17 protein-coding genes are annotated in these 23,979 nt (G+C 57.6%); 9 read left to right on the top strand and 8 right to left on the bottom strand.

All coding sequences use genetic code 11. The features are described 5' to 3' along the window. Positions 1-22: 22 nt before the first annotated feature. From BWR59_RS08910 to BWR59_RS08900, 3 genes are all read left to right on the top strand, one after another. Positions 23-922 carry a LysR family transcriptional regulator ArgP gene (locus BWR59_RS08910; RefSeq protein WP_081565281.1) on the top strand — a complete coding sequence of 300 codons (900 nt, stop codon included), beginning with the start codon at positions 23-25 and terminating at the stop codon, positions 920-922. A 52-nt stretch (positions 923-974) separates the two neighbouring features. After that, entirely contained in the window at positions 975-1,973 is a 999-nt protein-coding gene (locus tag BWR59_RS08905) for an NAD(P)-dependent oxidoreductase (protein ID WP_081565280.1), read from the top strand. Between the two features lie 81 nt (positions 1,974-2,054). Beyond that, positions 2,055-2,915 (top strand): ATPase, encoded by an 861-nt coding sequence (locus BWR59_RS08900; protein WP_081565279.1) that lies wholly within the window; start codon positions 2,055-2,057, stop codon positions 2,913-2,915. A 1,269-nt stretch (positions 2,916-4,184) separates the two neighbouring features. Here BWR59_RS08900 and BWR59_RS08895 read toward each other — a convergent pair. The 3 genes from BWR59_RS08895 to BWR59_RS08885 form a co-directional block, all read right to left on the bottom strand. Next, positions 4,185-5,234, bottom strand: a complete 1,050-nt coding sequence (locus BWR59_RS08895; RefSeq protein WP_081565278.1) for an alkene reductase — start codon at positions 5,232-5,234, stop codon at positions 4,185-4,187. Between the two features lie 62 nt (positions 5,235-5,296). After that, positions 5,297-6,463, bottom strand: coding sequence for an MFS transporter (locus BWR59_RS08890; protein WP_081565277.1), 1,167 nt, complete (start codon positions 6,461-6,463; stop codon positions 5,297-5,299). A 24-nt stretch (positions 6,464-6,487) separates the two neighbouring features. After that, the gene (locus BWR59_RS08885; RefSeq protein WP_081565276.1) at positions 6,488-6,790 is read right to left on the bottom strand and encodes a helix-turn-helix transcriptional regulator; all 303 of its coding nucleotides are present in this window, start codon (positions 6,788-6,790) and stop codon (positions 6,488-6,490) included. A gap of 162 nt (positions 6,791-6,952) precedes the next feature. On the opposite strand from BWR59_RS08885, the gene BWR59_RS08880 reads away from it, so the two are divergent. Then, the gene (locus tag BWR59_RS08880; RefSeq protein WP_081565275.1) at positions 6,953-7,549 is read left to right on the top strand and encodes an ACP phosphodiesterase; all 597 of its coding nucleotides are present in this window, start codon (positions 6,953-6,955) and stop codon (positions 7,547-7,549) included. Here the strand turns inward: BWR59_RS08880 and BWR59_RS08875 are convergent. Together BWR59_RS08875 and olsB are read right to left on the bottom strand one after the other, a co-directional pair. After that, positions 7,510-8,298, bottom strand: coding sequence for a lysophospholipid acyltransferase family protein (locus BWR59_RS08875; RefSeq protein WP_081565274.1), 789 nt, complete (start codon positions 8,296-8,298; stop codon positions 7,510-7,512). The genes BWR59_RS08880 and BWR59_RS08875 overlap by 40 nt on opposite strands. Continuing rightward, positions 8,298-9,053 (bottom strand): L-ornithine N(alpha)-acyltransferase, encoded by a 756-nt coding sequence (gene olsB, locus BWR59_RS08870; RefSeq protein ID WP_081565273.1) that lies wholly within the window; start codon positions 9,051-9,053, stop codon positions 8,298-8,300. Before olsB ends, BWR59_RS08875 begins: the two co-directional genes overlap by 1 nt. A 202-nt stretch (positions 9,054-9,255) precedes the next feature. On the opposite strand from olsB, the gene BWR59_RS08865 reads away from it, so the two are divergent. The 3 genes from BWR59_RS08865 (at position 9,256) to BWR59_RS08855 (ending at position 11,975) form a co-directional block, all read left to right on the top strand. After that, positions 9,256-10,344 (top strand): serine hydrolase, encoded by a 1,089-nt coding sequence (locus tag BWR59_RS08865; protein WP_081565272.1) that lies wholly within the window; start codon positions 9,256-9,258, stop codon positions 10,342-10,344. Next, positions 10,341-10,679 carry an amidase gene (locus BWR59_RS08860; protein WP_081565271.1) on the top strand — a complete coding sequence of 113 codons (339 nt, stop codon included), beginning with the start codon at positions 10,341-10,343 and terminating at the stop codon, positions 10,677-10,679. Before BWR59_RS08865 ends, BWR59_RS08860 begins: the two co-directional genes overlap by 4 nt. Positions 10,680-10,817: 138 nt before the next feature. Continuing rightward, on the top strand, positions 10,818-11,975 hold the full coding sequence (locus BWR59_RS08855) for a phosphatidylserine/phosphatidylglycerophosphate/cardiolipin synthase family protein (protein WP_081565270.1): 1,158 nt from the start codon (positions 10,818-10,820) through the stop codon (positions 11,973-11,975). Here BWR59_RS08855 and BWR59_RS08850 read toward each other — a convergent pair. Beyond that, a complete protein-coding gene (locus tag BWR59_RS08850) occupies positions 11,950-14,643 on the bottom strand; it encodes an RHS repeat protein (protein WP_168184469.1) in 2,694 nt (897 codons plus the stop codon). The genes BWR59_RS08855 and BWR59_RS08850 overlap by 26 nt on opposite strands. 185 nt (positions 14,644-14,828) lie before the next feature. Here BWR59_RS08850 and BWR59_RS08845 point away from each other — a divergent pair, with 185 nt between their 5' ends. Both BWR59_RS08845 and BWR59_RS08840 read left to right on the top strand, forming a co-directional pair. Continuing rightward, a complete protein-coding gene (locus tag BWR59_RS08845) occupies positions 14,829-15,413 on the top strand; it encodes a DJ-1/PfpI family protein (RefSeq protein WP_178111221.1) in 585 nt (194 codons plus the stop codon). 16 nt (positions 15,414-15,429) lie between these two features. Continuing rightward, positions 15,430-15,762 carry a ribbon-helix-helix domain-containing protein gene (locus tag BWR59_RS08840; RefSeq protein ID WP_081565267.1) on the top strand — a complete coding sequence of 111 codons (333 nt, stop codon included), beginning with the start codon at positions 15,430-15,432 and terminating at the stop codon, positions 15,760-15,762. Between the two features lie 6 nt (positions 15,763-15,768). On the opposite strand, the gene BWR59_RS08835 is transcribed toward BWR59_RS08840, so the two are convergent. Both BWR59_RS08835 and BWR59_RS08830 read right to left on the bottom strand, forming a co-directional pair. Next, entirely contained in the window at positions 15,769-20,604 is a 4,836-nt protein-coding gene (locus BWR59_RS08835) for a neuraminidase-like domain-containing protein (RefSeq protein WP_168184468.1), read from the bottom strand. A 37-nt stretch (positions 20,605-20,641) separates the two neighbouring features. Continuing rightward, the gene (locus BWR59_RS08830; protein ID WP_081565266.1) at positions 20,642-23,545 is read right to left on the bottom strand and encodes a Tc toxin subunit A; all 2,904 of its coding nucleotides are present in this window, start codon (positions 23,543-23,545) and stop codon (positions 20,642-20,644) included. Positions 23,546-23,979 lie beyond the last annotated feature (434 nt).

Below are 23,979 nucleotides of genomic sequence, written 5' to 3'. Positions count from 1 at the left end.
TCATCACTCATTAGGAAAAGTGATGTTCGACTACAAGTTGCTTTCAGCGCTGGCGGCAGTCATCGAGCAGGCAGGATTCGAGCGAGCCGCCCACGTGTTGGGACTGTCGCAATCGGCAGTGTCCCAGCGCATCAAATTGCTCGAAGCGCGGGTTGGCCAGCCGGTGCTGGTGCGCGCGACGCCGCCTACGCCAACGGACATCGGTCGTCGGCTGCTCAACCATGTGCAACAGGTGCGGCTGCTAGAGCGGGATCTGCAGAGCGTGGTGCCTGCGCTGGACGAGGGAGGCACGCCAGAGCGTCTGCGCATCGCCTTGAATGCCGACTCACTCGCGACCTGGTGGGCGCTGGCGGTCGGAGATTTTTGCGCGGCACACCAACTGCTGACCGATCTTGTGGTGGAGGACCAGGACGTGGGCCTCAAGCGCATGCGGGCCGGGGATGTCGCTGCCTGTCTATGCGGCAGCGAGCGACCGGTGGCCGGTGCACGCAGTCTGCTGCTGGGCGCCATGCGCTATCGTGCGCTGGCGAGTCCGGATTTCATCGCGCGCCATTTTCCACAGGGCGTCACCGCTCAGGCCCTGGCACGGTCACCGGCGCTGGTGTTCGGGCCGGATGATTTTCTGCAACATCGCTATCTGGCTTCACTGGGAGTTGAAGGCGGCTTCGAGCACCATTTATGCCCGTCATCCGAAGGTTTCATTCGCATGACCGAAGCCGGAATGGGCTGGGGACTGGTCCCGGAGTTGCAAGTTCGTGAGCAGATGGCGAGCGGCAAACTGGTGGAATTGTTGAGCGATCGCTGCATTGATGTGCCTTTGTACTGGCATCATTGGCGCAACGGCGGGCAGCTGCTGAACCAGCTGACCGACCATTTGGCAAAAAAAGCCGGGCAATGGTTGGTGCCGCTGGAGGCTCAGTGAGCGTCATTTCAGAACAAAGCGTTTTCTGGTTTATGAAAGGTTGGAGCGGTAAATGAAGATTCTGGTCACCGGCGCGAGCGGCTTCATCGGCGGACGCTTTGCGCGTTTTGCGTTGGAGCAGGGGTTGAGCGTTCGGGTCAACGGCCGTCGCGCGGAGGGCGTCGAGCATCTGGTACGTCGCGGCGCCGAGTTCATTCAAGGCGATCTGGGCGACCCGGAGCTGGTGCAGGTCTTGTGCGATGACGTCGAAGCTGTGGTGCATTGCGCCGGCGCCGTCGGGACGTGGGGGCGGCGGCAGGATTTTCATCAGGGCAACGTTCAGGTGACAGAGAACGTGGTCGAGGCCTGTCTGAAGCAACAGGTGCGGCGTCTGGTGCATCTGTCATCGCCGTCGATCTATTTTGATGGTCATTCGCACTTGAATATTCGCGAAGAACAGGTGCCCAAGCGCTTTCATAATCACTACGCCGCGACCAAATACCTGGCCGAGCAGAAGGTGTTCGGCGCCGAAGAGTTCGGTCTGGAAGTGATCGCCTTGCGTCCTCGCTTCGTGACCGGCGCAGGCGACACCAGCATCTTTGCGCGCCTGATGCAGATGCAGCGCAAAAAGCGCCTGTCGATCATCGGCAATGGCTTGAACAAAGTCGATTTCACCAGCATCCAGAACCTCAACGAGGCCTTGCTCAGCAGCCTGCTGGCCGCGGGCTCCGCGTTGGGCAAGGCGTACAACATCAGTAACGGCACGCCAATTCCGATCTGGGATGTGGTCAATTACGTGATGCGCCAGATGCAACTGCCGCCCGTGACTCGCTATCGCTCGTACGGGTTGGGCTACAGCGCTGCTGCGCTGAACGAAGCCGCGTGCATGCTCTGGCCAGGCCGACCTGAACCGACGCTGTCGAGAATCGGAATGCAGGTCATGAGCCGAGATTTCACCCTTGATATCAGCCGTGCTCAGTATTATCTGGATTACCAGCCCAAGGTCAGCGTCTGGACCGCGCTGGACGAGTTCTGCAATTGGTGGAAAGCCCAGCATGGCGGGGCGTTGTAAAACGCCCGGCGATGCAGATGGTCTCAAGGTCCGGCGGTTATACTGCCGCCACACGATTTACCGGTCTTCAAAGGGAAACGCATGCGCAAAGATCCGTATGACGACGTCGATGACGTCCCGAGCCTCAGCGCCAAAGATGATGACGATGACTTCATCCCCACCGCCGGTGCCCGCGAGCGCACCACGGTGTATTCGCGGACCACGCCTGTCGTCAAGGTGAAAGCCCCTGGTACTGGCGCTCTCTGGGCCTTGATCGGTGCGCTGTTCATCGCCTTCTGTGGCTTGGGGTGGTGGAGTTTTCAGCAGGTTTCGCTGATGGAGCAGCAACTGGTCGCGACGCAGGAAAGTTTCGCGCGGATCAGTGAGGAAGCGGCGGGGCGCTTGCAGGATATTTCCGGCAAGGTCGTGGCCACCGAGTCAGTGGCCAACAGCGGCGGGGAAGCGCTGAAGGCGCAGATCAAGGAGTTGCAGGACCAACTCGCCGATCAGAGCAAACAGCAGCAAGGCGTAGCGGGTTTGCAGGGCGGGTTGGACAAGCGTCTGGAGCAGATTGCCACTCAGGCGACGCAGCAGCAGGCGACCAATCAGCAGTTGCAGGATCAGCTCAAGGCGGTGACGACGGAGCTGGCGGCGTTGAAGGCGGCGATGCCGGATGGCAAGTCGGCGCAATCGCAGCAGGATCGTCTGGATTCTGAGTTGAAAAGCTTGAGTGCGGATGTGGCGAATCTGAAGAAGAGCAATAACGGCCAGGCCATCGAGCGGCTGGAGCAGGACATGATTGTGCTCAAGAGCGAGCAGGATAACCGTGCCGCGCAACCCGCGTCTTCGGGGGCGAGTACGGCTGAGTTCGATGCGTTCCGTGGGCAGATGACGCGGACGATCAATACGTTGCAGAGTCAGATTCAGAATTTGGCGCAGCAGATTAATACGCGTAAGCAGTGATATTGGGTTTGTTGCGCTGGGAGTAATGTGTACATCCGTTTTTTTGGGGCGCTGTTAGGGGCTCTGGCTAACGCCAGACCTGTTTCGCCTTCGGCGAGTTACTTGAAAATCGGAATGCCGCACCACCACCAAGTAACCAAGTGTCCTTGCTCCTGGTTTGGCGCTTCCTTCGTCAGCGTACCCTCACTCCGGCGACGCTCCGTGGGCCCGCCGCCATCCGCCATCCATGGCGGGGGGCGGCTCTCGCGGCATCCATGCCGCTTGGCCCACTGCACGACGCCTGCGTTCAGCCTGCACCCAAGTCGCGATTTGTGGTGTCTGATCTGACGTGCGCTTAGAAGCAAGATCAAAAGCCACTCGGTGTTGGGTGTTACACGATCCCTGTGGAAGACGCCGGAGGTCACGACGGCAGCGAATGGTGGGGCATTTAGTGAATGAGTGTCTGACTTTGTGTTGATCGTGCCCACGCTCCGCGTGGGCATGAATCCTGTGACGCTCCGCGTCACCCACAGCGGACGCGGAGCGTCCGGCGCGGCGTTACCACGCGGAGCGTGGGAACGATCAAATATCCTTTGCTCCTGATTTTGATGTTCATGCGCAATAGCCACCACCAATCGCGACTTGGGTGCAGGCTGAACGCAGGTGACGTGGAGTGGGCCGAGCGGCATGGATGCCGCGAGAGCCGCCCCCCGCCATGGATGGCNGCTGACGAAGGAAGCGCCAAACCAGGAGCCAGGACACTTGGTTACTTGGTGTCCTTTCAAGTAACTCGCCGAAGGCGAAACAGGTCTGGCGTTAGCCAGAGCCCTATCAGCCGCGCCGCTATTAGGTGGCGTATCCAGATTTCCAGCTACACACCGAACGCTGTGTGAGGCGCTGGAGCTGTGCGACAGCCCGGGCGGCGGTCGGACGAAGCGGTGGGTCAGGTGCTCATTTGCAACTGACCCACCGCCATCGTCCGAATCGCGGCCCGTACCGTCGTGACCTCCGGCGTCTCCCACAGGAATTGCGTCAAAACGGACAGCTGTGTTCGCTGTTGATTTTGATCTAGCTTCCATGCGCGCGTCAGTTCAGACGCCCCACGGAGCGTCGCCGAAGTGAGGGAACCCGAGGAACGAGGGCCAAGCCAGGAGCAAGACCCCTTGGTTACTTGGGGTTATCAAGTAACCCGCCGAAGGCGGAATGCTTCTGCCGTCAGGCAGAACAAACAGCAGCGGCGCCGCAAGAACCGGATACACCCCCTTATCCAAGCCAGCGAAAAAAAGCTGATTACAGCGTCGGATAATCCAGATACCCCACAGCACCCTTGCCGTAGAACGTCTCGGGACGCGGCTCGTTCAGCGGTGCATCCTTGGCCAGACGCGCCGGCAGGTCCGGGTTGGCAATGAACGGCACACCAAACGCCACCGCATCTGCCTTGCCACTGGCCAGCCAGGCGTTGGCACTTTCCTTGGTGAACTTCTCGTTGGCGATGAACACGCCGCCGAACGCTTCTTTCAGGCGTGGCGACAGGCTGTCGTCCAGCTCACGCTCGCGGGCGCAGATGAAGGCGATCCCGCGCTTGCCCAGTTCCTGCGCAACGTAGGTGAAGGTTTCTGCCAGATTGTCGTCGCCCATGTCGTGGGAGTCGGCGCGAGGTGCCAAATGCACACCCACACGGCCTGCGCCCCAGACATCGATTGCAGCATCTGTCACTTCCAGCAGCAGACGGGCGCGGTTTTCCAGCGAACCACCGTAAGCGTCTGTGCGCTTGTTGGTGCTGCTTTGCAGGAACTGATCGAGCAGGTAACCGTTGGCGCCGTGGATTTCCACGCCGTCGAAACCAGCAGCTTTGGCATTTTCGGCACCGACGCGATAAGCATCGACGATGTCTTCGATCTCAGCCAGTTCCAGCGCACGAGGCGTCGGGTAGTCGGCCAGCGGACGAACCAGGCTCACGTGGCCTTTAGGTTGGATCGCGCTTGGTGCAACCGGGGCTTCGCCGTTCAGGTAGCTGGGGTGCGAAACGCGACCCACGTGCCACAGTTGCAGAACAATCTTGCTGCCAGCCGCGTGAACGGCCTTGGTGATGTTGCCCCAGCCGCGAACCTGGTCGTTGGACCAGATTCCTGGGGTGTCCGGGTAACCAACGCCCATCGGCGTGACCGAGGTCGCCTCGCTGATGATCAAGCCAGCGCTGGCGCGCTGTACGTAGTATTCGGCCATCATGGCGTTGGGCACACGGCCTTCGTCGGCACGGCAGCGGGTGAGCGGCGCCATGACGATACGGTTGGCCAGCTCCAGTTCGCCCATCTTGATCGGGTCAAAAATTGTTGTCATCGGGGATATCCTCAATGTCAGTAGTGGGTGTTTCCGCAGTTTTGAAATTCGAATGTTTGAAGTCAGTTCGCGACGGCGGCCAGTTCGGCATCACCGCGTTGACGGAAATTGATCAGGGTCACCAACAGGGCGAGGATGGCGAGAGCACCCGCCGCCAGCGGCACGCTGGTCAGGCCGAAACCATGTGCGATGACGCTGCCACCGACCCAGGCGCCCAGCGCGTTGCCGACGTTGAAAGCGCCGATGTTCAGGGTCGAGACCAGGTTTGGCGCGTCCTTGCCGAAGGTCACGACGTTGATCTGCAACGCAGGCACAGCGGCAAAACAGGCGGTGGCCCAGAGAAACAGGGTGATTTCAGCCGGGATGAGCACAAGGCTGGTCCAGGTCAGTAGCGTGGAAGTCACGGCCATGGCGATGAAGACGCCGATCAGCGTGGCGGCCAGACGACGATCCGCCAGCTTGCCACCGATGATGTTGCCGACGGTCAGCCCCAGACCGATCAGCATCAGGGTCCAGGTGACGCCCAGCGGCGAGACGCCGGTGACTTCGCCCAGCAGTGGGGCCACGTAGGTGAAAAGCGCGAAGACCGAGGCGGCGAACAACGCCGTCATGCTCAAGGAGAGCCAGATGCCAGCGCCTTTGAGGGCGCCCAGTTCGGCGCGCATGTCGAGCTTCTCTTCATCGCGTCTGGCGGGCAGGAAGCGGATCAGGCCGATGAAGGCGATGACGCCGATCACTGTCACAGCGAAGAAGGTCGAGCGCCACCCAGCCTGTTGACCCAGCGCGGTGCCCAGTGGCACGCCGAGGACGTTGGCGAGCGTCAGGCCGGTGAACATCAGTGCAACCGCCGAAGCGCGGCGGTTGGCCGGAACCAGGCCCGCAGCCACCACCGAACCGATGCCAAAGAACGCGCCGTGACACAGTGCAGTGACCACTCGGGCGAACATCAGGATGTTGTAGTCGGCGGCGACGGCGCAGAGCAGGTTGCCGACGATGAAGATCCCCATCAGCGTGACCAGCGCTGCCTTGCGCGGCAGTTTTGCCGTGGCCATGGCCATGAATGGCGCTCCGATCGCCACACCCAGCGCATAACCGGTTACCAGCCAGCCAGCGCCGGGAATGCTCACGCCCAGGTCAGTGGCGACGTCGGGCAACAGGCCCATGATGACGAACTCGGTCGTGCCGATGGCGAAGGCGCTCAGGGCCAGAATAAGTAGCGAAAGAGGCACGTTGCGTCTCCTGAAAATCTGTCGTCAGAGCTGTTCAGCCAGCTCCACTAAAAACGCCTGAATGACGTCTTCGTTGCGTTTGAAAAAATGCCATTGGCCATATTTTTTGCTGGTGATCAGGCCGGCCCGTTGCAGAGTTGCCAGGTGCGCGGAAACGGTCGACTGGGACAGACCGGCGCGTTGGTCGATCTGACCAGCGCAGACACCGTTTTCCAGCGAGTGATCCTGATCGGGGAAACAGGCATGAGGGTGCTTGAGCCAGACCAGAATCTGACGGCGAACCGGGTGAGCCAGCGCTTTTATTATTTCGTCGAGGTCGATAGGCATGTCGTTCTCAATCTTCATGTAGCGGTATATCGCGATGGAACGAACTTTATATCTGTAAATCGCGATATACAAATATGATTTGGTGCTTAGGATCGGATAAAACGGTATATCGGGTTATATCGATATAGGCGTCGGCGAAAAATCGGCGTAGGCTCTGGCTCCATGAACTACCTCGCGCACCTCCATCTGGGCGGTCAGACGCCCGCGCAATTGCTCGGCAGCCTGTACGGCGATTTCGTCAAAGGGCTGTTACCGGGGCGTTTTCCTGCGGACATTGAAGACGCGATCCGACTTCATCGGCGCATTGATGCCTTTACGGACGCCCATCCCCTGATCAAGCAGGCCATGGGTCGATTCCCCGATAGCCGTCGTCGCTACGCCGGGATCGTGCTGGACGTGTTTTTCGATCACTGTCTGGCGCGGGACTGGCTGCAATATTCGGACGTGCCGCTGGATGCATTCACGCAAACGGTTTATCGCGTGCTGGCGAATGAACCCGAGCTGCCCGACCGCCTGGCGATGATCGCGCCGCGCATGGCCGCTCATGATTGGCTGGGGTCGTATCGGGATTTCGAGGTGGTGGGCGATGCGCTGGCCGGGATTTCCCGACGGCTCTCACGCCCCGAGGGACTGGCCGGCGCCATGCAGGAACTGCAGGCGCTCTATCGGCCGTTGAGCGAGGATTTCAGCGCGTTTTATCCACAGCTTCAGGCCTTCGCTCAAGCTGCCCTTGCCGCCGGACGCACATCGGCAGGTTGATCAGCCTTGCCGAACAACGCCACTTGCACCGCCTGTTGCGCCTCGAACGCCAGAGCAGCGCGCTCTTTGCCCGCAGACTCAATCGGCGCCAGTAACTGAATGCGCACCTCACTTACCTCGTTGGCGAACAACCGGCGCAGATGCGAGAGCAGATCGTCGTCGCCAATGAAGGGCGCGATCTGATCAGGCTTGCCATCGCGCAGGTACTGGATCGCCACGGGTTGGATCGGCACGCCGGTTTCGATGGAACTGGACAATAAACGGCCATGAAACGTGCGCAGGCCGCGACCGTCAGTGGTGGTGCCTTCGGGGAAAATCACCAGTGAGTGTTTGCCCAGAAGATGTTGGCCGATCTGCTTCTGAATCAGCTTGCTGTCACCCGATCCGCGACGAATGAACAGCGTACCCGCCTTTAATGCCAACCAGCCCGCCACCGGCCAGGTGCGTACTTCGGCTTTGGACAGGAACGACAGCGGCGCAAGCATGCCCAGCAGAGGGATATCAGTCCATGACACGTGATTGCTCACCCATAGCATCGGCTCAGCCGGCAGCTTGCCGCTGACCGTGACGCGAAACGGCAGGGCGGAGGTCAGTCGGGCCATGAACCAGCTTGTCCAGCGTTGACGGCGAGCCATCGAGTTGCCAATGCGCAGGCGTTCCATCAGCGCAAAGGTGCCGGCGATGGTGAGGCCCAGAGCGATGACCCACAGCACGCGGATGACTCGCGCATGACTGCGCAGCGTGCTCATCACACTGCTGCCTTGAAGTGGCGGGCATAGCGCGGGCACAACTCGTCGCGTTTGAGCAGGATAAATACGTCAGCGACCTGGAAGTCTTCGTCCCAGCACGGCTCGCCACAGATCTTCGCGCCCAGGCGCATGTAGGCCTTGAGCAGTGGCGGCATTTCGCAGATGACGTTGTTGGGAATGTCCAGATTGGGCAGCGGATTCCTGGGCTCGGCACGCAAGTGTTCGGTGCTCAGATAACGTTCGCGCAGACGCTGCATGATCGCGTGAGCCTGAATGCCGCCATCCTGCATCGGAATGCTGGCGCAGCCCATCAGGTAGCTGTAGCCGCCTTCGTTGAGGACTTCCGCCAGTTCGCTCCACAGCACCGCAATGGTGCCGCCGTTGCGGTACGCCGGGTCGACACAGGTTCGACCCAGTTCGAGGATCGGGCCTTGCAGATGGCCAAGGCCATGCAGGCTGAATTCTTCTTCGCTATAGAAGCGGCCCAGGGTATTGGCGGCCTTGTGATCCAACAAACGGGTGGTGGCGACCAGACGACCGCTGTTGAGGTCACGCACGCCGATGTGCATGCAGTGAACATCGTAGTCGTCGATATCCAGACCCCGTTCGGCACCCTTGAGCTTTGCATTGAATTCGCCACTGAACACACTGAAGCGCAAAACCTGTGCTTCCTGCAGGGCTTGAGGACCGATCAGGCGTTCGGCCTGCAGACGGCGGTCAGAGCTGGTGTCTCGAATACTGGCGATCTGAGTCATGTGGCGTCTCCGTGGGCCAGCCTTCATCCAGGCCGGTCGACTGAATTATTCGAAGCATTGCTGTACGAATGCAGGCTAGGGAGGGCCGATGTCACCACCATTAAGCTTTGGTGATGGTTGCGTGACAGGGGCGCGGGGCGGATTCCACGTGCTGTCATCAATGCCTGCTAGGGTTTCTGGCATCTGTGCCTGAGGTCCCTTCATGAGCCGTTTGCTGTTCACTCTCTGCATCTTGCTGATCGCCCGATTTGCCACTGCCCAAACCTGGCCCGACGCTCAATGGCCCACACAGCCTCTGGCACCGACGGCAGCGCTTGAAGAGCTTGAGACTTACGCGTTTCCCCCTCGCGATGACCACAGCCGCAAAGGCATCCGCACTGACGCGCTGCTGATCATTCAGAACGGCCAGTTGATCTACGAACGCTACGCTGGGGTGACCAACGCCGAGACGCCGCACCTCACCTGGTCGATCAGCAAAAGCATTCTTGCGACCGTGTTGGGCGTGGCGTTCGGTGAAGGGCGGTTCCAGCTCGATGATCCGGTTGCGCGTTTTTACCCGCCGTTCAGCGCACATCCCGACATCAGGATTCGAGACCTGCTGCACTGGGCATCGGGCCTCGATTGGCAAGAGGACTACGAATACGCGCCGCTCAACTCATCTGTGGTGGCGATGCTCTATACCCGAGGCCGGGGCGACATGGCGCGCTACGCCGCAGAGCACAAGGTCGCCAACGCTCCCGGAACTTCGTATCGCTATTCCAGCGGCGACAGCACCGTTCTGGCTGCCGCGCTCAGAGGCATGGTTGGCGATGCCGCCTACGCCGATTACCCCTGGACTGCGCTGTTCGATCCGCTGGGCATCAAAAGCGCGACCTGGGAAACCGACGCCACGGGTACCTTCGTTGGCTCGTCCTACGCCTACATGACGGCCCGGGATCTGGCGCGAATCGGCTTGTTGATGCAACGCGGCGGGCGTTGGCAGGACCAACAGTTGTTGCCCAAGGCCTGGGTCGATTTCAACCTCACGCCGTTCAATTCCCAAACCCCCACCAACGAAGTGCCGGGCGGGCAGTGGTGGTTGAACAAGACTGCAGACAATCAGCCCGGCCCCTGGCCCGATGCACCGCCGGACACCTTTGCAGGCCTCGGTCATTGGGGGCAGGCGCTGTACGTGATCCCCAGCGCAAGTCTGGTGATCGTGCGTTACGCCGATGACCGCGACGGCACATACGATCACGACCAGTTGCTCAAACTGGCGCTCAAAGCCGTGGTCGGGGAGGGTGCGCAATGAGTTCGCCGGCAAGCTTCATTCGGCGGCGTCCGTTCAGCAGCGTCGCGATCTTGATACTGCTGGGTCTGTGCGCGGTGGTCTGGGTCTGGCGCGTTCAGTTGCAGGTATTTCCCGGCATCATCAGCGCCTACACCGCCAAGGAATATTGCTCCTGCCGCTACGTGATGAATAACCCGGTGGACTACTGTCAGAGCTACGTGAAGCAGTGGCTGCCCAGCACCTTGAGCGAGAGCCCGAGCGACAAGCGCATCACCGCGACCGGCATGGGGCGCGAAAGCAGTGCTCAGTGGCAGGGTGCCCGTCAGGGGTGTCGGTTATTGCCTCCAGTACCGTGAGGGCCGAACGTACCCATTTGCCTGCGGTCTGACAGCCGGATAAGGTTGCCCCAATCGCGCCTCTGGAGTTTTCATGCCCACTTTTTCTCGCCCGCTGCTCATCTCGCTGGGCGCCCTGACATTCACGGCGCGCTGATCATGAGAGGAGCGATCTTTCCGTGGCGTGATGACAATCAGTTCAATCTGATGATTGACGGTCCACAGTTTTTCCCGCGCATGATCGCCGCGATTGATGCCGCGCAGCAGCAGGTGGAACTGGAACTGTATCTGGTGGAGGCGGGTGTCTGCGCCGAGGCGGTGGTGCAGGCGCTGGTCAATGCCGCACAGCGTGGCGTGATTGTCCGATGCCTGTTCGATGATTTCGGTTCGCTGGCGTTTACCCTCAGCCTGCGTTCGCGGCTGACCGAAGCGGGCGTGATTCTGCGTTTCTACAACCGTGTGCACTGGCGTCGGGGTCTGCGCAATTTCTATCGCGACCATCGCAAGCTGTTGCTGGTGGATAAAGAGCTTGCAGTGGTCGGTGGCACGGGTGTGACAGACGAGTTCTGGCGCCCTGACCAAGACACCAGCGAGTGGCACGAAGTGATGGTGGAGATTCGCGGCCCGTTGGTGATGGACTGGCAGGCGCTGTTCGACCGCCAGTTTCACGCCAACCCAAGGCGCCGAGCCTGGCGCCCGGTCGAGAATTTCGGCCTGCCCCGGCTGCCGAAATCGCCGGTCAGCGGCCAGGGTTTCGGGCGGGTGGCCTACGCCGACTCCCGCCAGCATCGCGACATCCTGCAGTCGCTGGTGCGTGCGCTCAACACCAGCAAGAAACGCATCTGGCTGGCAACCCCGTATTTTCTGCCCACCTGGAAAGTGCGTCGCGCCTTGCGTCGCGCCGCTTCCCGTGGCGTCGACGTGCGCCTGCTGCTTACCGGCCCGCGCACCGATCACCCCTCGGTGCGCTACGCAGGCCATCGCTATTACCCAAGGTTGCTCAAGGCCGGGGTGAAAATCTTCGAATACCAGCCGTGTTTTCTGCACTTGAAAATGGTGCTGGTGGACAACTGGGTGAGCATTGGCTCGTGCAACTTCGACCACTGGAATTTGCGGTTCAATCTGGAAGCGAACCTTGAGGCAATCGACCCGGAATTGACGCTGGCGGTGACCGAGAGTTTCGAGCGGGATTTTTTGGTGAGTGCCGAGGTCAGCCTTGAAGACTGGCAGTCCCGTCCCCTTTGGCGCCGGGTGAAGCAGCGCCTCTGGGGGTGGGTGGACCGGTTGGTGGTCAATACCTTGGACAGGCGTGGATGATTGCCCTCCAAGACACGTCAGCCATTCGGCGACGTCTTTGCACCGATAAGTTTGAAGGGGGATTCAGTGGGGGCCGTAGCGATCTTTTGCCAGACCGAGTCTGATTCGAGCGTAAGCCGGGATTAGGTGGGGAGGCAATTGGGGTTATCGGCTCAATGTGCACCAGGATATCCAGGTCTTTGCGCGGTGAAAATCGGGCTTCCACCCGAGTCGCCTTTAGCCCGAAATCGTCAAGAATTCTCTGAGTGCTTTTCCCGTTTTGAGTCTCGTTGAGGAATGCGTTCTTTAGCTCATCCGAGCCACTGATGTAGTTTTCCGCGACTTGACACACACCCTCGTTCATCACGGTGCTTCTTTTGATCATAGAGGGCAACTGCCCCATGAAGCCATGCTTTCTGGCGACCCTCAAATACTGCTCCATTGCGACTTCGTTGGCGTAAATGGCTGGTTCGCTTTTTTCAGCTCTGAAGTTGCTATCGAAGGTCCACTGATGCGGCTCAAACGTATTGTCGTACCAGCTCTGGACTCCTTCCGAGTTGGCAGGAGATTTGGAGATTATTTTGTAATCTCTGTACAGGTTGTGAGTGTATGCCTTTTCCAATCGAGCGTACTTATCAGGGGCTGCTCGTTTCTTTTGCTCCAGGCGAGCTTCAAGCCCGTCGCTGACGTACACCTTGCCGGCTGCTGTATCGAGTTCTGTGGTTCGCCTGCCATCCGTATCGAAATGGCTTATCGGACTGTTACTCACAAACCGATAAAGATTCAGTCCATCAGCAGTCCCTGCCGGATCAGGATTCAACCACCGCATGAACCACGTAGCGTAATACCTGAACCCATAGTAATAAAGGCCCGACGCATCCCGCTCCTTGCCTGAATACCGAACCATCTTGTACTTCGCCTCCACTGCACTGCGAGCCGTCCACCACGCCGTACCTGCGAAGGGATAATAACCTTCGTGGCTTATCAAAGCGCCTTGCCCGTCCAGCTCAAGCGCACTGGAACCCAGATGGTCCGCGAGGTTGTAGCGCACCTGATCGTTGTCGATGCCATCGGGCTTGTTCGCTTGCCAATGTAGAATCCGCACGTTGCTGCGCCCCGCTTGAGCGCACGCCACGTAAAGGATTTCGCCGTTGGGTTCACTTCGTATCTCGAGCCCCGGCAAGTAACGCACTTCTGACACCAACGTACGACCGCTGGCCAATGCGCGTCGGATCTTTCTGCATCGTTGGCCACCGGCGTCGTAGCTATATAGCTCTTCATCGTTGGCTCCGGTCTCGCGACTGACCGGCGTGATCAGACTCAACTGGTTGCGCTGATCCCAACTCATGGACTGGCCGCGTAGCAGTTGCCGAAGGTTGCCATTGGCGTCGAAGCCGTTGTCGAAGTCGGCATCGGTCTCGCCTTCCGGCAGACTTCGATTGCTATTGGCGGCGATCAGCATCGTGCGGGTAAACGATTGTTCGCCGACATGGCGCATCTGCAGCAGATTGCCGCCTGCGTCGTAGTTGTAGGTCTGCGTGTAATTGCTCAATTGGTTGGGATCGAGCGGCAGGTTCTGCAACTCGGGAAGCGCAGGACCGTGACTGGCGCCGACTTTAACCTCTCGGCCGCTGGCTTCGATCAGTTGGTAGAGGCTGTCGTAGCGATAGCGGCTGACCGGATCGGCATTGACGTTTCTGGCCGCAGTCGGGGAGAGCGCCAGGTCCTCGATGCTGAGGATATTGCCGAGCGGGTCATACTGGTAAGTCAGATGCTGCAACACAGGACGGTCAGGCTTTGAGGCCTTGAGCTGCGTCAGCCGCCCGGTTTCTGGTTCATAGCCGTTTTCAGTGACAACGCCGTTGCCCAAACGCTCGCTTTCAACCTGACCAAGCGGGTTGTAGTTGATATTGCTGACCAACGATTGAACGGGGGTATTTCCTGCCAGTTGCAAGGAAGTTTCTTTCAGCTGCCCATCCACCGTATAGCGATGCATCTGACTGTTTCCCACAGCGTCGGTCTGGCTGACAGGGGTTGCCGTTGCGTCGAACAGGGATGAGGTGGTGTGACCTTCACCGGGCTCCAGCAACTCGTTACGCTGTGAGGGATCAATGGGCCAGTCAGGCAGTTGCAGGCTCTGCAGAAAATGCCGGTTCTCAATCAAGACAGCGCCCGTCAACCCAAACTCCAATGTGTGCAACGTCCCAGCCGGATCGTCATGTCGAATCAAGCGGCCGCATTGGTTATGCGTCGCGCAACTTGCCGATGCATCGCCGTACAGCAGTCGCTCGACAACGAAAGGCACCGCGCGGAGCAGCGTTTGAGTGACTGAAACAGGCCGCAGCAGATCGTCGTAAACGGTGCAGCCATGACTCCCTCGCTGATCCCAGTATTCCTGCACCTGGCCATCCGCCCCCGGCAGGTTCAAGCGCCAGCCAGCATCAACATTTTCCTCCAGAAGCGCTTGTCCCGAGAGCGAATGAATCACAGCGGTATTAGCTGATAGTCCGGCACCCCACAAGCGCGGATCCCAATCAGCAAAAGCCCTTGCGGCGACATCCCAGGCCCGACGCGTAATGCGTTCGTCCGGTTCGGTGTCCAGTGCACTCCGGCAATAAGCGACCTTGCGGATGGAAAGCATCCGGGGATCGACCACCGTTAACTGAGGGGTATTGCTGTGCAGGTTCATGGTGGACATCCTTGTCAGTGCATTACCTGAAGATAGAAGCTGGCTCAGTCAAAATTTTTTTAGACGACTAGCGGTACCCATACGTCGACGCTGCGTCTGCTGTAGTACTAGGCTGTTACCCATCTCGCCGATGCCCATTCGATACTCACCGGCATCACAACCCACGAGCTCATTGAAGAGGATCGATAATGGCTGCCAAGAAAATTCTCATGCTGGTCGGCGATTACGTCGAAGACTATGAAGTGATGGTGCCCTTCCAGGCGCTGCAGATGGTCGGCCATACGGTGCATGCAGTCTGCCCTGGCAAGAAGAAGGGCGATGTCATTCGTACAGCCATTCACGATTTCGAAGGCGATCAGACTTACAGTGAAAAGCGTGGCCACAACTTCGGTCTGAACTTCGATTTCGACAGCGTGAAATCCTCAGACTATGACGCCCTGCTGGTCCCCGGTGGCCGTTCGCCGGAATACCTGCGCCTGAACCAGCAAGTGCTTGAGCTGGTGCGCGAGTTCGGCCGCGATAACAAACCCATCGCTGCTGTCTGCCATGGCCCTCAGTTGCTGGCCGAAACCGGTGTGCTCAAAGGCAAGTCGCTCAGCGCCTACCCTGCCTGCGCGCCGGAAGTCAGATTGGCCGGTGGCGAGTATGTCGAGATCGGCATGGACGAGGCGCATACCGATGGCAACCTGGTGACCGGCCCCGCGTGGCCGGCGCATCCGGCCTGGCTGGCTGCGTTTCTGAAGCTGCTGGGTACCCAGATCATTCTTTGAAAGCAGAGGTTTGACCATGTGCGAACTCTACGTAAAAGCCGACCCCATCCTCTATGAGTCCCGCTCGCGCTCGTTGCGCATCTGCGGCGTGGTCACGACCCTGCGCCTGGAAAACCAGTTCTGGGACATCCTCGCCGAAATCGCCGGCCATGATGGCCTGACCACCAATCAGCTGATCAGCAAACTGTACGAAGAGGTCATGGATTACCGAGGCGAAGTGGTGAATTTCGCCTCCTTCCTGCGCGTCAGTTGCATGCGATACCTGAGCCAGCACCGGGCATACGCCACCCCCTTGAGTCTGGTGCGTGGCAATGCCGCGAGTGCCGAACAGGTGCCGTTGAGCGGTTGAGTGCAGTCAGAACTTCTGGATTGCCTTCTGCCCCTCGCTGTCCTTGCCGAGCCGACTTTGTGAACCGCTGCCGGTTATGGCCGTGTAGCGGATGTGGACGATGATGTCGGTGATCGAGTCAATCATGTCCCGCTGAGAACCCGGGTTCTTGAACTCCAGCTTCCAGCGGGAAATCACCCCGGTGCCTTCGAACGGCAGATAACGTTCGTCGTCGAAATTGAAGACGAAAAGACCGTCGTCATCGACCCCGGTGGAAACAGCGATCTGCTGACTGGCGCGCATGTTTTCCTTGAGCGTGGCGCCTATCTCAACTGCGTTGTAAGTCTGGGTGAGGGTGGCGCGGATATCCTGATACGGCCCGACGACCACAGGCAGGGAAACGCTGATTCGCTTGATGCGTCGCTGAGTCAGACCGGGATAGTCGGCTTCAAGCATCGCCTGGGTGAGCTCGAATTCGGCGATGCCTTCCTTGTTGAGGCGCACCAGCACCTCGTCCCAAGGCTGGTTCAGTGTCGGTGCGTCTTCAGTCGAGGCGGGCAGTTGACGCACTGAAACCGTCTTGACGATTTCAAGCCTGCGCTCATACCGGCTCAGATAGGCTGCGTCCATCTTCAACAGGTTGAGCTTCAGGGTTTCTCCCGCCGACAGCCCCTTGTAATCATCCTTCCAGGCGCCGGGCTGAATGAAACTTGTGCTGTAGTCACCAATCTCGTACTGCCAGCACGCCTGCGCCGCCATGCACAGCGACATCGTGACGTCGTAGGCCTGATAGTAGAGCCTGGAAAACTGTCCGCTGAGCCATACATGCAGTTGGCTGTTGGTGAAGCGCTGGCTCTTGAGGAAGGCGTACATTTTTTCGGCCTGCTCCGTTGCCAGTCGCGCTTGGGCGAGCTGAATCACAGTGACACGGGTTTGGGCCTGGTGGACTGCGATCTGAGCTCTGATGTGTTCCATTTCAAGCTCGGCCTGGTCGCGAGCGTTCTCCCATTCCTGGAGGCGGCGGCGGTAGGTTTCGGCTTGGCCGAGGGTTTCCGCTGTAGCGCCCAGGAGTATGGCGGCGCCTTGGGCCATGACCGCAGCCGCCTCGGGAATACCCTCTAATCGTTGACCACCACCCGAAGCCTGAGCGGACGCCCCGCAAGCCATCCCACCTATACCTCCGGCCCCAAATCCGAAAGCGTTGGGTATGACTTTCATGCCGGCGGCAACTCCAGCTGCGACTATTTCAGCTTTACCCATAACCTTCGCCTCAGCCTTGAGTTGCATGACGAAAGCCTCTGTGGCGCTGACGTTCTCTTGCGCGAGACTGCGGTAGAACTTGAAACGGCCCTCGGCGACCGCCAAGCTCGCTTCCAGTGCCTTTTGCGTTTGCTGTTCGGCTCTCTGCGTTTCGAGCTGCACATCGATTGAGAACTGCGAAAGTTCCCAGGCTTGCGCTTGTTGGAGTTCCTGGTAGTCGGCCTGGTCCTTGCGTTCGATGGTGAGAAACATTGTGGTTGCGAACTGCATGAGGGAGTCCACCGCCGCGCTCGCTCTGCCATACATCACCGCATAACGGTAATGCGGCACCTGTTGCGCCAACAAACTGCCCGCCGCCGCGTCATTCGCGCCGCTGGCATAGGCGGCCAGCAGCGCCCGAGGGTCCAGAGGCGCTGCGAAAAGGGGAAGCGACAGAGGTTTGCCATCAAGGGTGAAGTTGTGCCGCAGGTTATAAAGCCGTGATTCGACGGTATCCCAATGCCTGACCAGCTCTGCGTTGAAGGGCGGCAGGAAGAGGTCGTTGTCGACGTCATTCAATGTCGGGTCGCGCCCGAATGTGGCCAGCCTCAGGGCATCTGGAGAAATACTCGATGTGGTGGAGGTCGCTTGATCCAGGCTTCCCTGCAGACGACGTTCAAGCTCACGCAGGCCACTACTGGTTGAGGACGCAATGCTGCTCAAGGGGGCGGGCGTCCATTGGCTGATGACATTGGTATCTGGCCTCGGACCCAAAAGGTCCAGAACGCGCACGTACCAAAGCTTGGCTTCATTGAGGCTGTCGGGCGTCAGTTGGCGGTACGCGGCATCGCCGCGGTCGATCAGGTTTTTGATGTAGTGGAAATAGACGGCCTTCTTGTAGATCACAGGGTTACTCGCGGCGATCCCGTCCGGGTCGATGGGGTTGCGCATAAAGTAGTCCGGGTCGGAAGTCTCGACCAGAGGGCGGACGTTCCAGTAATCGGGGGCGCCGGTGCTGGAATTGGCCTTGCGCGCCGGATCGAAGACAAAGCTCAGCCAGAACTCCGATTCATTGAGCTGCCTCTCAAGATTCAAGCGATGGGCAATCGTGAACGGCAGATGCAGGAACAGCTCCCAGAAATACAACCCGTTGGCGCCATTGAAGTCCATGTACACGGGGGGCGTTTCTGTACCGATCACAGGTTCAGGCAGGTGCTGGGTATCCCAGGACAACAGAGCCTCCACGGCGATGTTGGCCTTGTTGATAAGCTCGCGGGCGAACAGAGTGTTCATGCGAATGGGATTACGAGGGGCGTCGTTTGCGTCGTTGTCAGCTATGGTGGAGTCGGTGAAATCGATGAATTCGGCGGTTCCGAGAGTACGGTCCACCGCTGTGCCTATCTTGGGCGCTATCAGATTTGTCGTTCCTTCAGAGGAGACAAGTTCCAGTACGACCTCTTCCAGCCTCATTCCGAATTTTGCGTCACCATCAATTGTCTGATGTACCCCATGGGCGATATAAAATACTCCCGGAGCGTCGTTGGCGCTGACGCCGTCGACTTGAAGTGTTAGTTCATCCTTGTTGTAGTGTAAAGAGGGGAAGCCAAGAGGCTGTGGTGCCGGTATCGAAGTTTCTGTGAATAGCACATCATTCAATGCTGTTAATTGACCATTCTGAGGGGCGTTTTGGTCGGTCGGAAGGCAAATCCATTGTCCGAGTTTTTCACGAGCACCAGAGCCATATTCTGTTGTTGCCCTTGCAGGTCTGATAAACCCAATGTTGATTGCGAATAAAATAATATTACCTGCAGCATCGGGCGAATTAAACCAGTCTAAGGATGATTTTCTTATTTTTTTTTGATTGAGATCAAAGTAATTGTCCGGGCTGGCCTCTACTGTCAACGGGCTGAAATTTGAATTGACGATCTCTAGCTCAATGAGGCTGGAGTTAGTTGTATTTTGGATCCCGAGACTGAATGACCAAGAGTGGGTTGTGGTCGTGTAGATCCTTGAGCCTGGGCCAAGTGTGATCCAAGGGTCATTAGTCTCTACTGGGTAAATGTCGAGAAAGGTAAGGTCAAATTCGCCAGGTATCAGAGTCGGTGTAACGTCGATTGTTCGACGAGTAGTAGATTCTGGCGAGGTGATGTCCTCTAAAATATGGGTGCCGATGCTTATCGTTGCATTGGTCTCGTCCAGTGCCAGTTCTATCTCGGGGATGCTCTCTTGCCAGTTGGCGTAATTCCAGGTCTCGGGGAAAATTGTTTGTAGGTGCCGCAGCGAAATCCTGGCACTGAAGAGGAATTGAAAATGGTGGGCATTGAGGATCGCCTGAACCCACATGATTTTTCTAACGCGGGCTTCGTTAGACTCCGACGCGCCGGTTGCATACAGTCCTTTGCTATGGCCATCGGCAGGGAAGGCGATATTTCTATTGAAGTTTTTGTCGATAAACAGGGTGTGCAATAGTGCAAAGGTAGTGGTTAGTTCAGGCGAATCAGTTTCGCCAGGTACCGCCCCCGCGTACAGGGCAACAAACAATGATTCAGGAGAGCTGGAGATGTCGTAACTGGCAACAGTGTTCAAATCACTGTCCACGTACACCGTCCTTTCTTCACTGATTTTAAGCTCGTTGGGGGTGGTGACATCCATGTACGTTTGCGGTGCGCTCCATGAGTGTTCATCATACTTTTTGTACGACATATTGAAGAGCAGCTGCACATTCGGGGTTCGGACTAATGTTTTACCGTCGCCCGTGTCGGGCGGTGCGTACGGGCCTTCCTTGTTGTCTTCGAAAGGAATGTCAAGTTTGACTTCCTCGGTGACGTAAATCAGATCGACCCAAGTGACGAAAAGCCGATTGTTGAAATATACCGGACGTATTGTCCGCTCCAGCGTGTTGGCCGTTATGGCGATGTTCGCCTTTTGCCAGTCCGACCATGCACCGGGTGTCGGGTAATCGACTTTCGGACCTCCGGTGCCCGCGACATACGCGCGCTCGTTCATGTTGACCATGCGCCAGTAATACTGGTTTTCCGCCCGTGACTTACCGATGAAGTAGTAATTTCCCTCGGCAAATCTATCGCTGTCGATGTAGCCGTTGATGATGGTCAGGTTAGCGACTTCTTCGAATTTATCCAGATACGCGAGTACAGCATCCTGAACGCTGTCCAGGGTTATCTTATTTTGGTTGATGTCATTTTCAAGATCACGAAAATAAGTGGATTTTTTCATCCTCAGTTCTGGAGATAGATAGACTTCCGGGTACAGCGCCAACTGCTGGTTGGCCGCCCATATCGGGTATTGGCTGCTGCGCTCCTTCCATTCTACAAACTGCGCTTCATCGGGCCGAAGTTGATCGTAGCCCGGCTCCATCCCCATCAGGCAGGCGTTTATATACTGCTGCAGGCTGGCGATTGCCGAGGCGACGGGACTGGACTGGATCTCATGGGCAACCTGGTTGTCGAGCAGAAGATACTCATACAGGTCATTAGCGGTTTTCAATTTGTCATAAAGCGCAAGTTCGACAATAGGGGGATGGTGTGGCACTACTTCACTCAAGTAATACCCCACCAGCGCATCGCGGTAACTTTCACTCAGTTGACTCTCGATTGAGCGGGACATAATGGCTCTCCTTGGCGTTGAGTATGAAAGTCCTGTTTCATCCAAGTGATGCAGCAACCGCAGCGCTGCCCACGGTTTGCCAATCGGCTGATGGGCTGTCGGGCGTCAGTCTGGTCGCCAGCAAAAGATGCGTGACTGATAATCCACTGGCGTCACCGGTATCTTTGACTCTCAACAGCCAGTCGATGTCGGCCATGCATCTGGCTATTTCCCCCTCGATCTCTGCGCATGCGACCAAAACTTCGGATACCGGGAAGTCGAGCAAGGGCGCGAGTACTTCTGCGCAGTGGAGGGCGTGGTCGGTGTCTTCCGTTTCGGCGTTCGCCAGCGTCAGGTAGTCGATCAAGGCCTGTTGCGTATGCTGCGTTCGTTTCATCCAGCGTGAAAAACTGTCAAGCAGATAGACGCTGGCCAACGAGACCGAGAGGGTTCCGGTGAGGACTGGATCCAGCCACTCGGGATGCGCGGCGAATGCCAGAAAGTTCGACCGGCCGACCTTAAGCTTGGACTCCAGCGCTGAAAGTGTGTAAATGCCTTTCAACTGTTCAGCGAATTGCGCTTGGTCGGTAAGGGCAGTCGCGAGTAATGATGCCGAGGTCGCTTGTACACACTGCAGCGTTTCGTCCGGCTTCTGTGTCTCGATACCGATCTTTGACAGCATCGTCACGATCAAACCGGTTTGCTCTGCGTGCAGGGACACGAAGGTTGAACTGATCAGGTCCAGGATCCGTTCAAGATCAGGGTGTAGGGCCCATGGGATACCGCCTATTTGAGCACCGGGCAGTTCTCCCAGTGCGGCGCGGACTGTCTCCTGAATATTCTCGGAAGTGGCGATGAATGTCTTCGAGGTGTCTAGAAAGTGGGTAAAAATCCTATTTTTCCATGGACCTGCCGGAGCGTCATCAAAGGTTAAGCGCGGGATATCGAAGTTTTGTTCACGCTCTATTCGCACGGCCATTGCGGCTGCTTTTACTTGCTGTTCTTCGAGCCATTCAATACTTACAATGCTGTCGAACTCTTCTGCGTTTCCATCCAGAATCTGCTGAAGCTCGCTGACTGATCCCATGTTCTTCGCGATCCAGGTCGCCGCCCAGTCGCATTGCATCAGGACGTCGAATATATCGGGTTGAGTCCGATTCTCGACGTTTTCAATCCTTCGCTTTATAAGACGGTCCAGATAGTCCTGGCCGCCCAATGTACGTGCGACATACCTTAGCTCGTTGAGGGACCATCCAAACATGTTGGCGATACGGACCTGACGATAGGGCAGGGAAACGAACTGGTTGTCCATTTTTTTAACTGCCGCTATGGCCTCCTTAAGCAACTCGGTGAACAAAGGGTCAGTCGCCTCCATGCTGAGTCCGTGTGCGATCAGTGAATGGCTTACTGGGTCCAATGGCAACGTGAGCTCTCTGTTGTCGAGTACAAGAGGGGTGTCGAACAGCTTGCGGCTGTTGTAGATCTTATCGAACAGCGACGTCTTCCCCTCGGTCGAAAAGATGGCGATGCGATCAATAATAGCTGCAAATTCCTCCGCTTCTATTTGGCGGGCGTCGTGAAGGTACTGGAATATACCCAGCCCTCTAATCACTGTCCTTGATAGGGGTTCCTTCCAAGTAGGGTCTTCAACTCTTGCCGTCGCTATCACTAGTGAATCAAGCTCTGCCCACGGGATATTCATCCAGCGTTGCAGTCTGATAAAACGTTGGAGCCGGTCGAAGCTATCATGGGTTGCATTATCAATTTTTCCCGCTGTGCCCGTGCCGATTAGTCTGAGCGTTCCCCCAACGCCTACATTTACGAAAGATGCTCCGTATTGATTCGATGGGTATTGACTCGTGGGGTCTGAACTCACGAGCGCCAATGCATTCTTCGACGGGATTGGAGATTGAGATTTGACCGCCAACAGACTTTCCAGTTCGGTCGCACAAAGCCCGGTCTTTGCCATGAACTCTTTCGTGGATGTCAGCGGGTTGGATTCTGCCAGCTTAGTTCCATAGTGTTCGATGAAATACTCTCCGAGTGGTTTGCCCTCAGTCGCGTCGGGTGCCGGCCACGCTTGATCTCTCAACATATTGATCTGCTCAGGACCGAACCCCGTCAGCATCATCTGCGAATTATCGGAGGAGGCCCGCACTGTTCCGTATTCAATAGACCCTGAACCTCCATAAATAGGGAGCTTCCTGCTGATCCTGTGGCTCAATTCCCCAAGCGTCAGTTTTTTTTCTGACAGGCCCAGTTTCACCTGGTGATGATAAAAGTTATACGGGAAGAGAAAAGGGTGCTTTTTTCGGGTGACCAATTCATGGATCGACTTGTCTTTATCCAGACTGTCGTCGCGGTCAATATAGGCCCTGATCCCGCTTTCAAGCACGTCGTTGACAATGTCCAGCATCGGGATGGCTTTGAAGGTGCTGTCCTGATCGATCATCAGATTCTTGATATCCGGGCGTCGAGCTTCCAGCAAGATACGTGTGGGGTCCGTTGAGCTCCCTTCCAGTTGCCCGGTGGCAAACCGATAAAGTGAACTGAGATAGGCGACCGGCGAGTCCATGGCTTCAATGGCGCCGACCTTGCAAAACATATCCCAGTTCTCGCTGAACAAATTCGGGAAGCTGGGGCCGATATCGACCAGTGAGCGAATGCCGGTACGATTTAACCGCGCTGGTTTTCGACCTGTTGAAATCAACTCATTGCGATACAGGCGTGCGATCTGGGTGGCGTAACAGCGCGCATTTTCATAAGCGAGTTCCCCGTTCGCATCGCTCAGCCTGCTCAGGTTCCGTAAAAAAGATGTTTTAGGCGTGCGAAGAATGTCGAATATCGAACGGTAGCCCAGTTGTTCCAACGCATTGGCGAAACTGGCCCTCGCTGATTTTTTACCGGTGCTCGACGCGTCTTCTGTAAGGTTTAACAGCAAGCGATTGGCGTGCTCGTCCATGAGTTCTCGGGCTCCGGCATATCCATTGAAAGCGGCTGCAGTGGTGCGCTCAGCAGCCAGTCAGGGTGATTTACCAAGGGTAGTGCCGAGTGTTCGAGTGATTAGACCTAATCGCGATAACCCTAATTTCGAATGTTTATGGGGTATGTGTGAATGTGGTACGCGAAGGGGGGGAGGCTGGAAGGTTGGCGAACTATCGCGATATGTTCTAACGATCACCGTCCACTCTTCTAGCCTGAATAGCATTGAGGGTATTTCAAGTATCGGCCATGCCTTCAGGGCCTGATGCCGATGATTGAACAAAGGACTGATGAGAGAGACGATCATGGCCGATCAAAAACAGCAGCAACTCGGTGTTTCGGCGCCGTCATTGCCAAAGGGCGGTGGTGCGATTCAGAGCATTGGCAAGGGGTGGGGGGCGGTTGGGGCGACGG

The sequence above is a fragment of the Pseudomonas sp. Bc-h genome, from assembly GCF_002080045.1.
Lineage (GTDB): Bacteria > Pseudomonadota > Gammaproteobacteria > Pseudomonadales > Pseudomonadaceae > Aquipseudomonas.
The sequence above is the reverse complement of the archived record's forward strand: the minus strand, read 5'-3'. Positions and strand labels throughout refer to the sequence as shown.

Excerpts from the sequence above, each read along its gene's own strand:
- BWR59_RS08910 (WP_081565281.1), top strand. The coding sequence starts at position 23 with ATGTTCGACTACAAGTTGCTTTCAGCGCTGGCGGCAGTCATCGAGCAG.
- BWR59_RS08905 (WP_081565280.1), top strand. The coding sequence starts at position 975 with ATGAAGATTCTGGTCACCGGCGCGAGCGGCTTCATCGGCGGACGCTTT.
- BWR59_RS08900 (WP_081565279.1), top strand. The coding sequence starts at position 2,055 with ATGCGCAAAGATCCGTATGACGACGTCGATGACGTCCCGAGCCTCAGC.
- BWR59_RS08895 (WP_081565278.1), bottom strand. The coding sequence starts at position 5,234 with ATGACAACAATTTTTGACCCGATCAAGATGGGCGAACTGGAGCTGGCC.
- BWR59_RS08885 (WP_081565276.1), bottom strand. The coding sequence starts at position 6,790 with ATGCCTATCGACCTCGACGAAATAATAAAAGCGCTGGCTCACCCGGTT.
- BWR59_RS08880 (WP_081565275.1), top strand. The coding sequence starts at position 6,953 with ATGAACTACCTCGCGCACCTCCATCTGGGCGGTCAGACGCCCGCGCAA.
- BWR59_RS08875 (WP_081565274.1), bottom strand. The coding sequence starts at position 8,298 with ATGAGCACGCTGCGCAGTCATGCGCGAGTCATCCGCGTGCTGTGGGTC.
- olsB (WP_081565273.1), bottom strand. The coding sequence starts at position 9,053 with ATGACTCAGATCGCCAGTATTCGAGACACCAGCTCTGACCGCCGTCTG.
- BWR59_RS08865 (WP_081565272.1), top strand. The coding sequence starts at position 9,256 with ATGAGCCGTTTGCTGTTCACTCTCTGCATCTTGCTGATCGCCCGATTT.
- BWR59_RS08860 (WP_081565271.1), top strand. The coding sequence starts at position 10,341 with ATGAGTTCGCCGGCAAGCTTCATTCGGCGGCGTCCGTTCAGCAGCGTC.
- BWR59_RS08855 (WP_081565270.1), top strand. The coding sequence starts at position 10,818 with ATGAGAGGAGCGATCTTTCCGTGGCGTGATGACAATCAGTTCAATCTG.
- BWR59_RS08850 (WP_168184469.1), bottom strand. The coding sequence starts at position 14,643 with ATGAACCTGCACAGCAATACCCCTCAGTTAACGGTGGTCGATCCCCGG.
- BWR59_RS08840 (WP_081565267.1), top strand. The coding sequence starts at position 15,430 with ATGTGCGAACTCTACGTAAAAGCCGACCCCATCCTCTATGAGTCCCGC.
- BWR59_RS08835 (WP_168184468.1), bottom strand. The coding sequence starts at position 20,604 with ATGTCCCGCTCAATCGAGAGTCAACTGAGTGAAAGTTACCGCGATGCG.
- BWR59_RS08830 (WP_081565266.1), bottom strand. The coding sequence starts at position 23,545 with ATGGACGAGCACGCCAATCGCTTGCTGTTAAACCTTACAGAAGACGCG.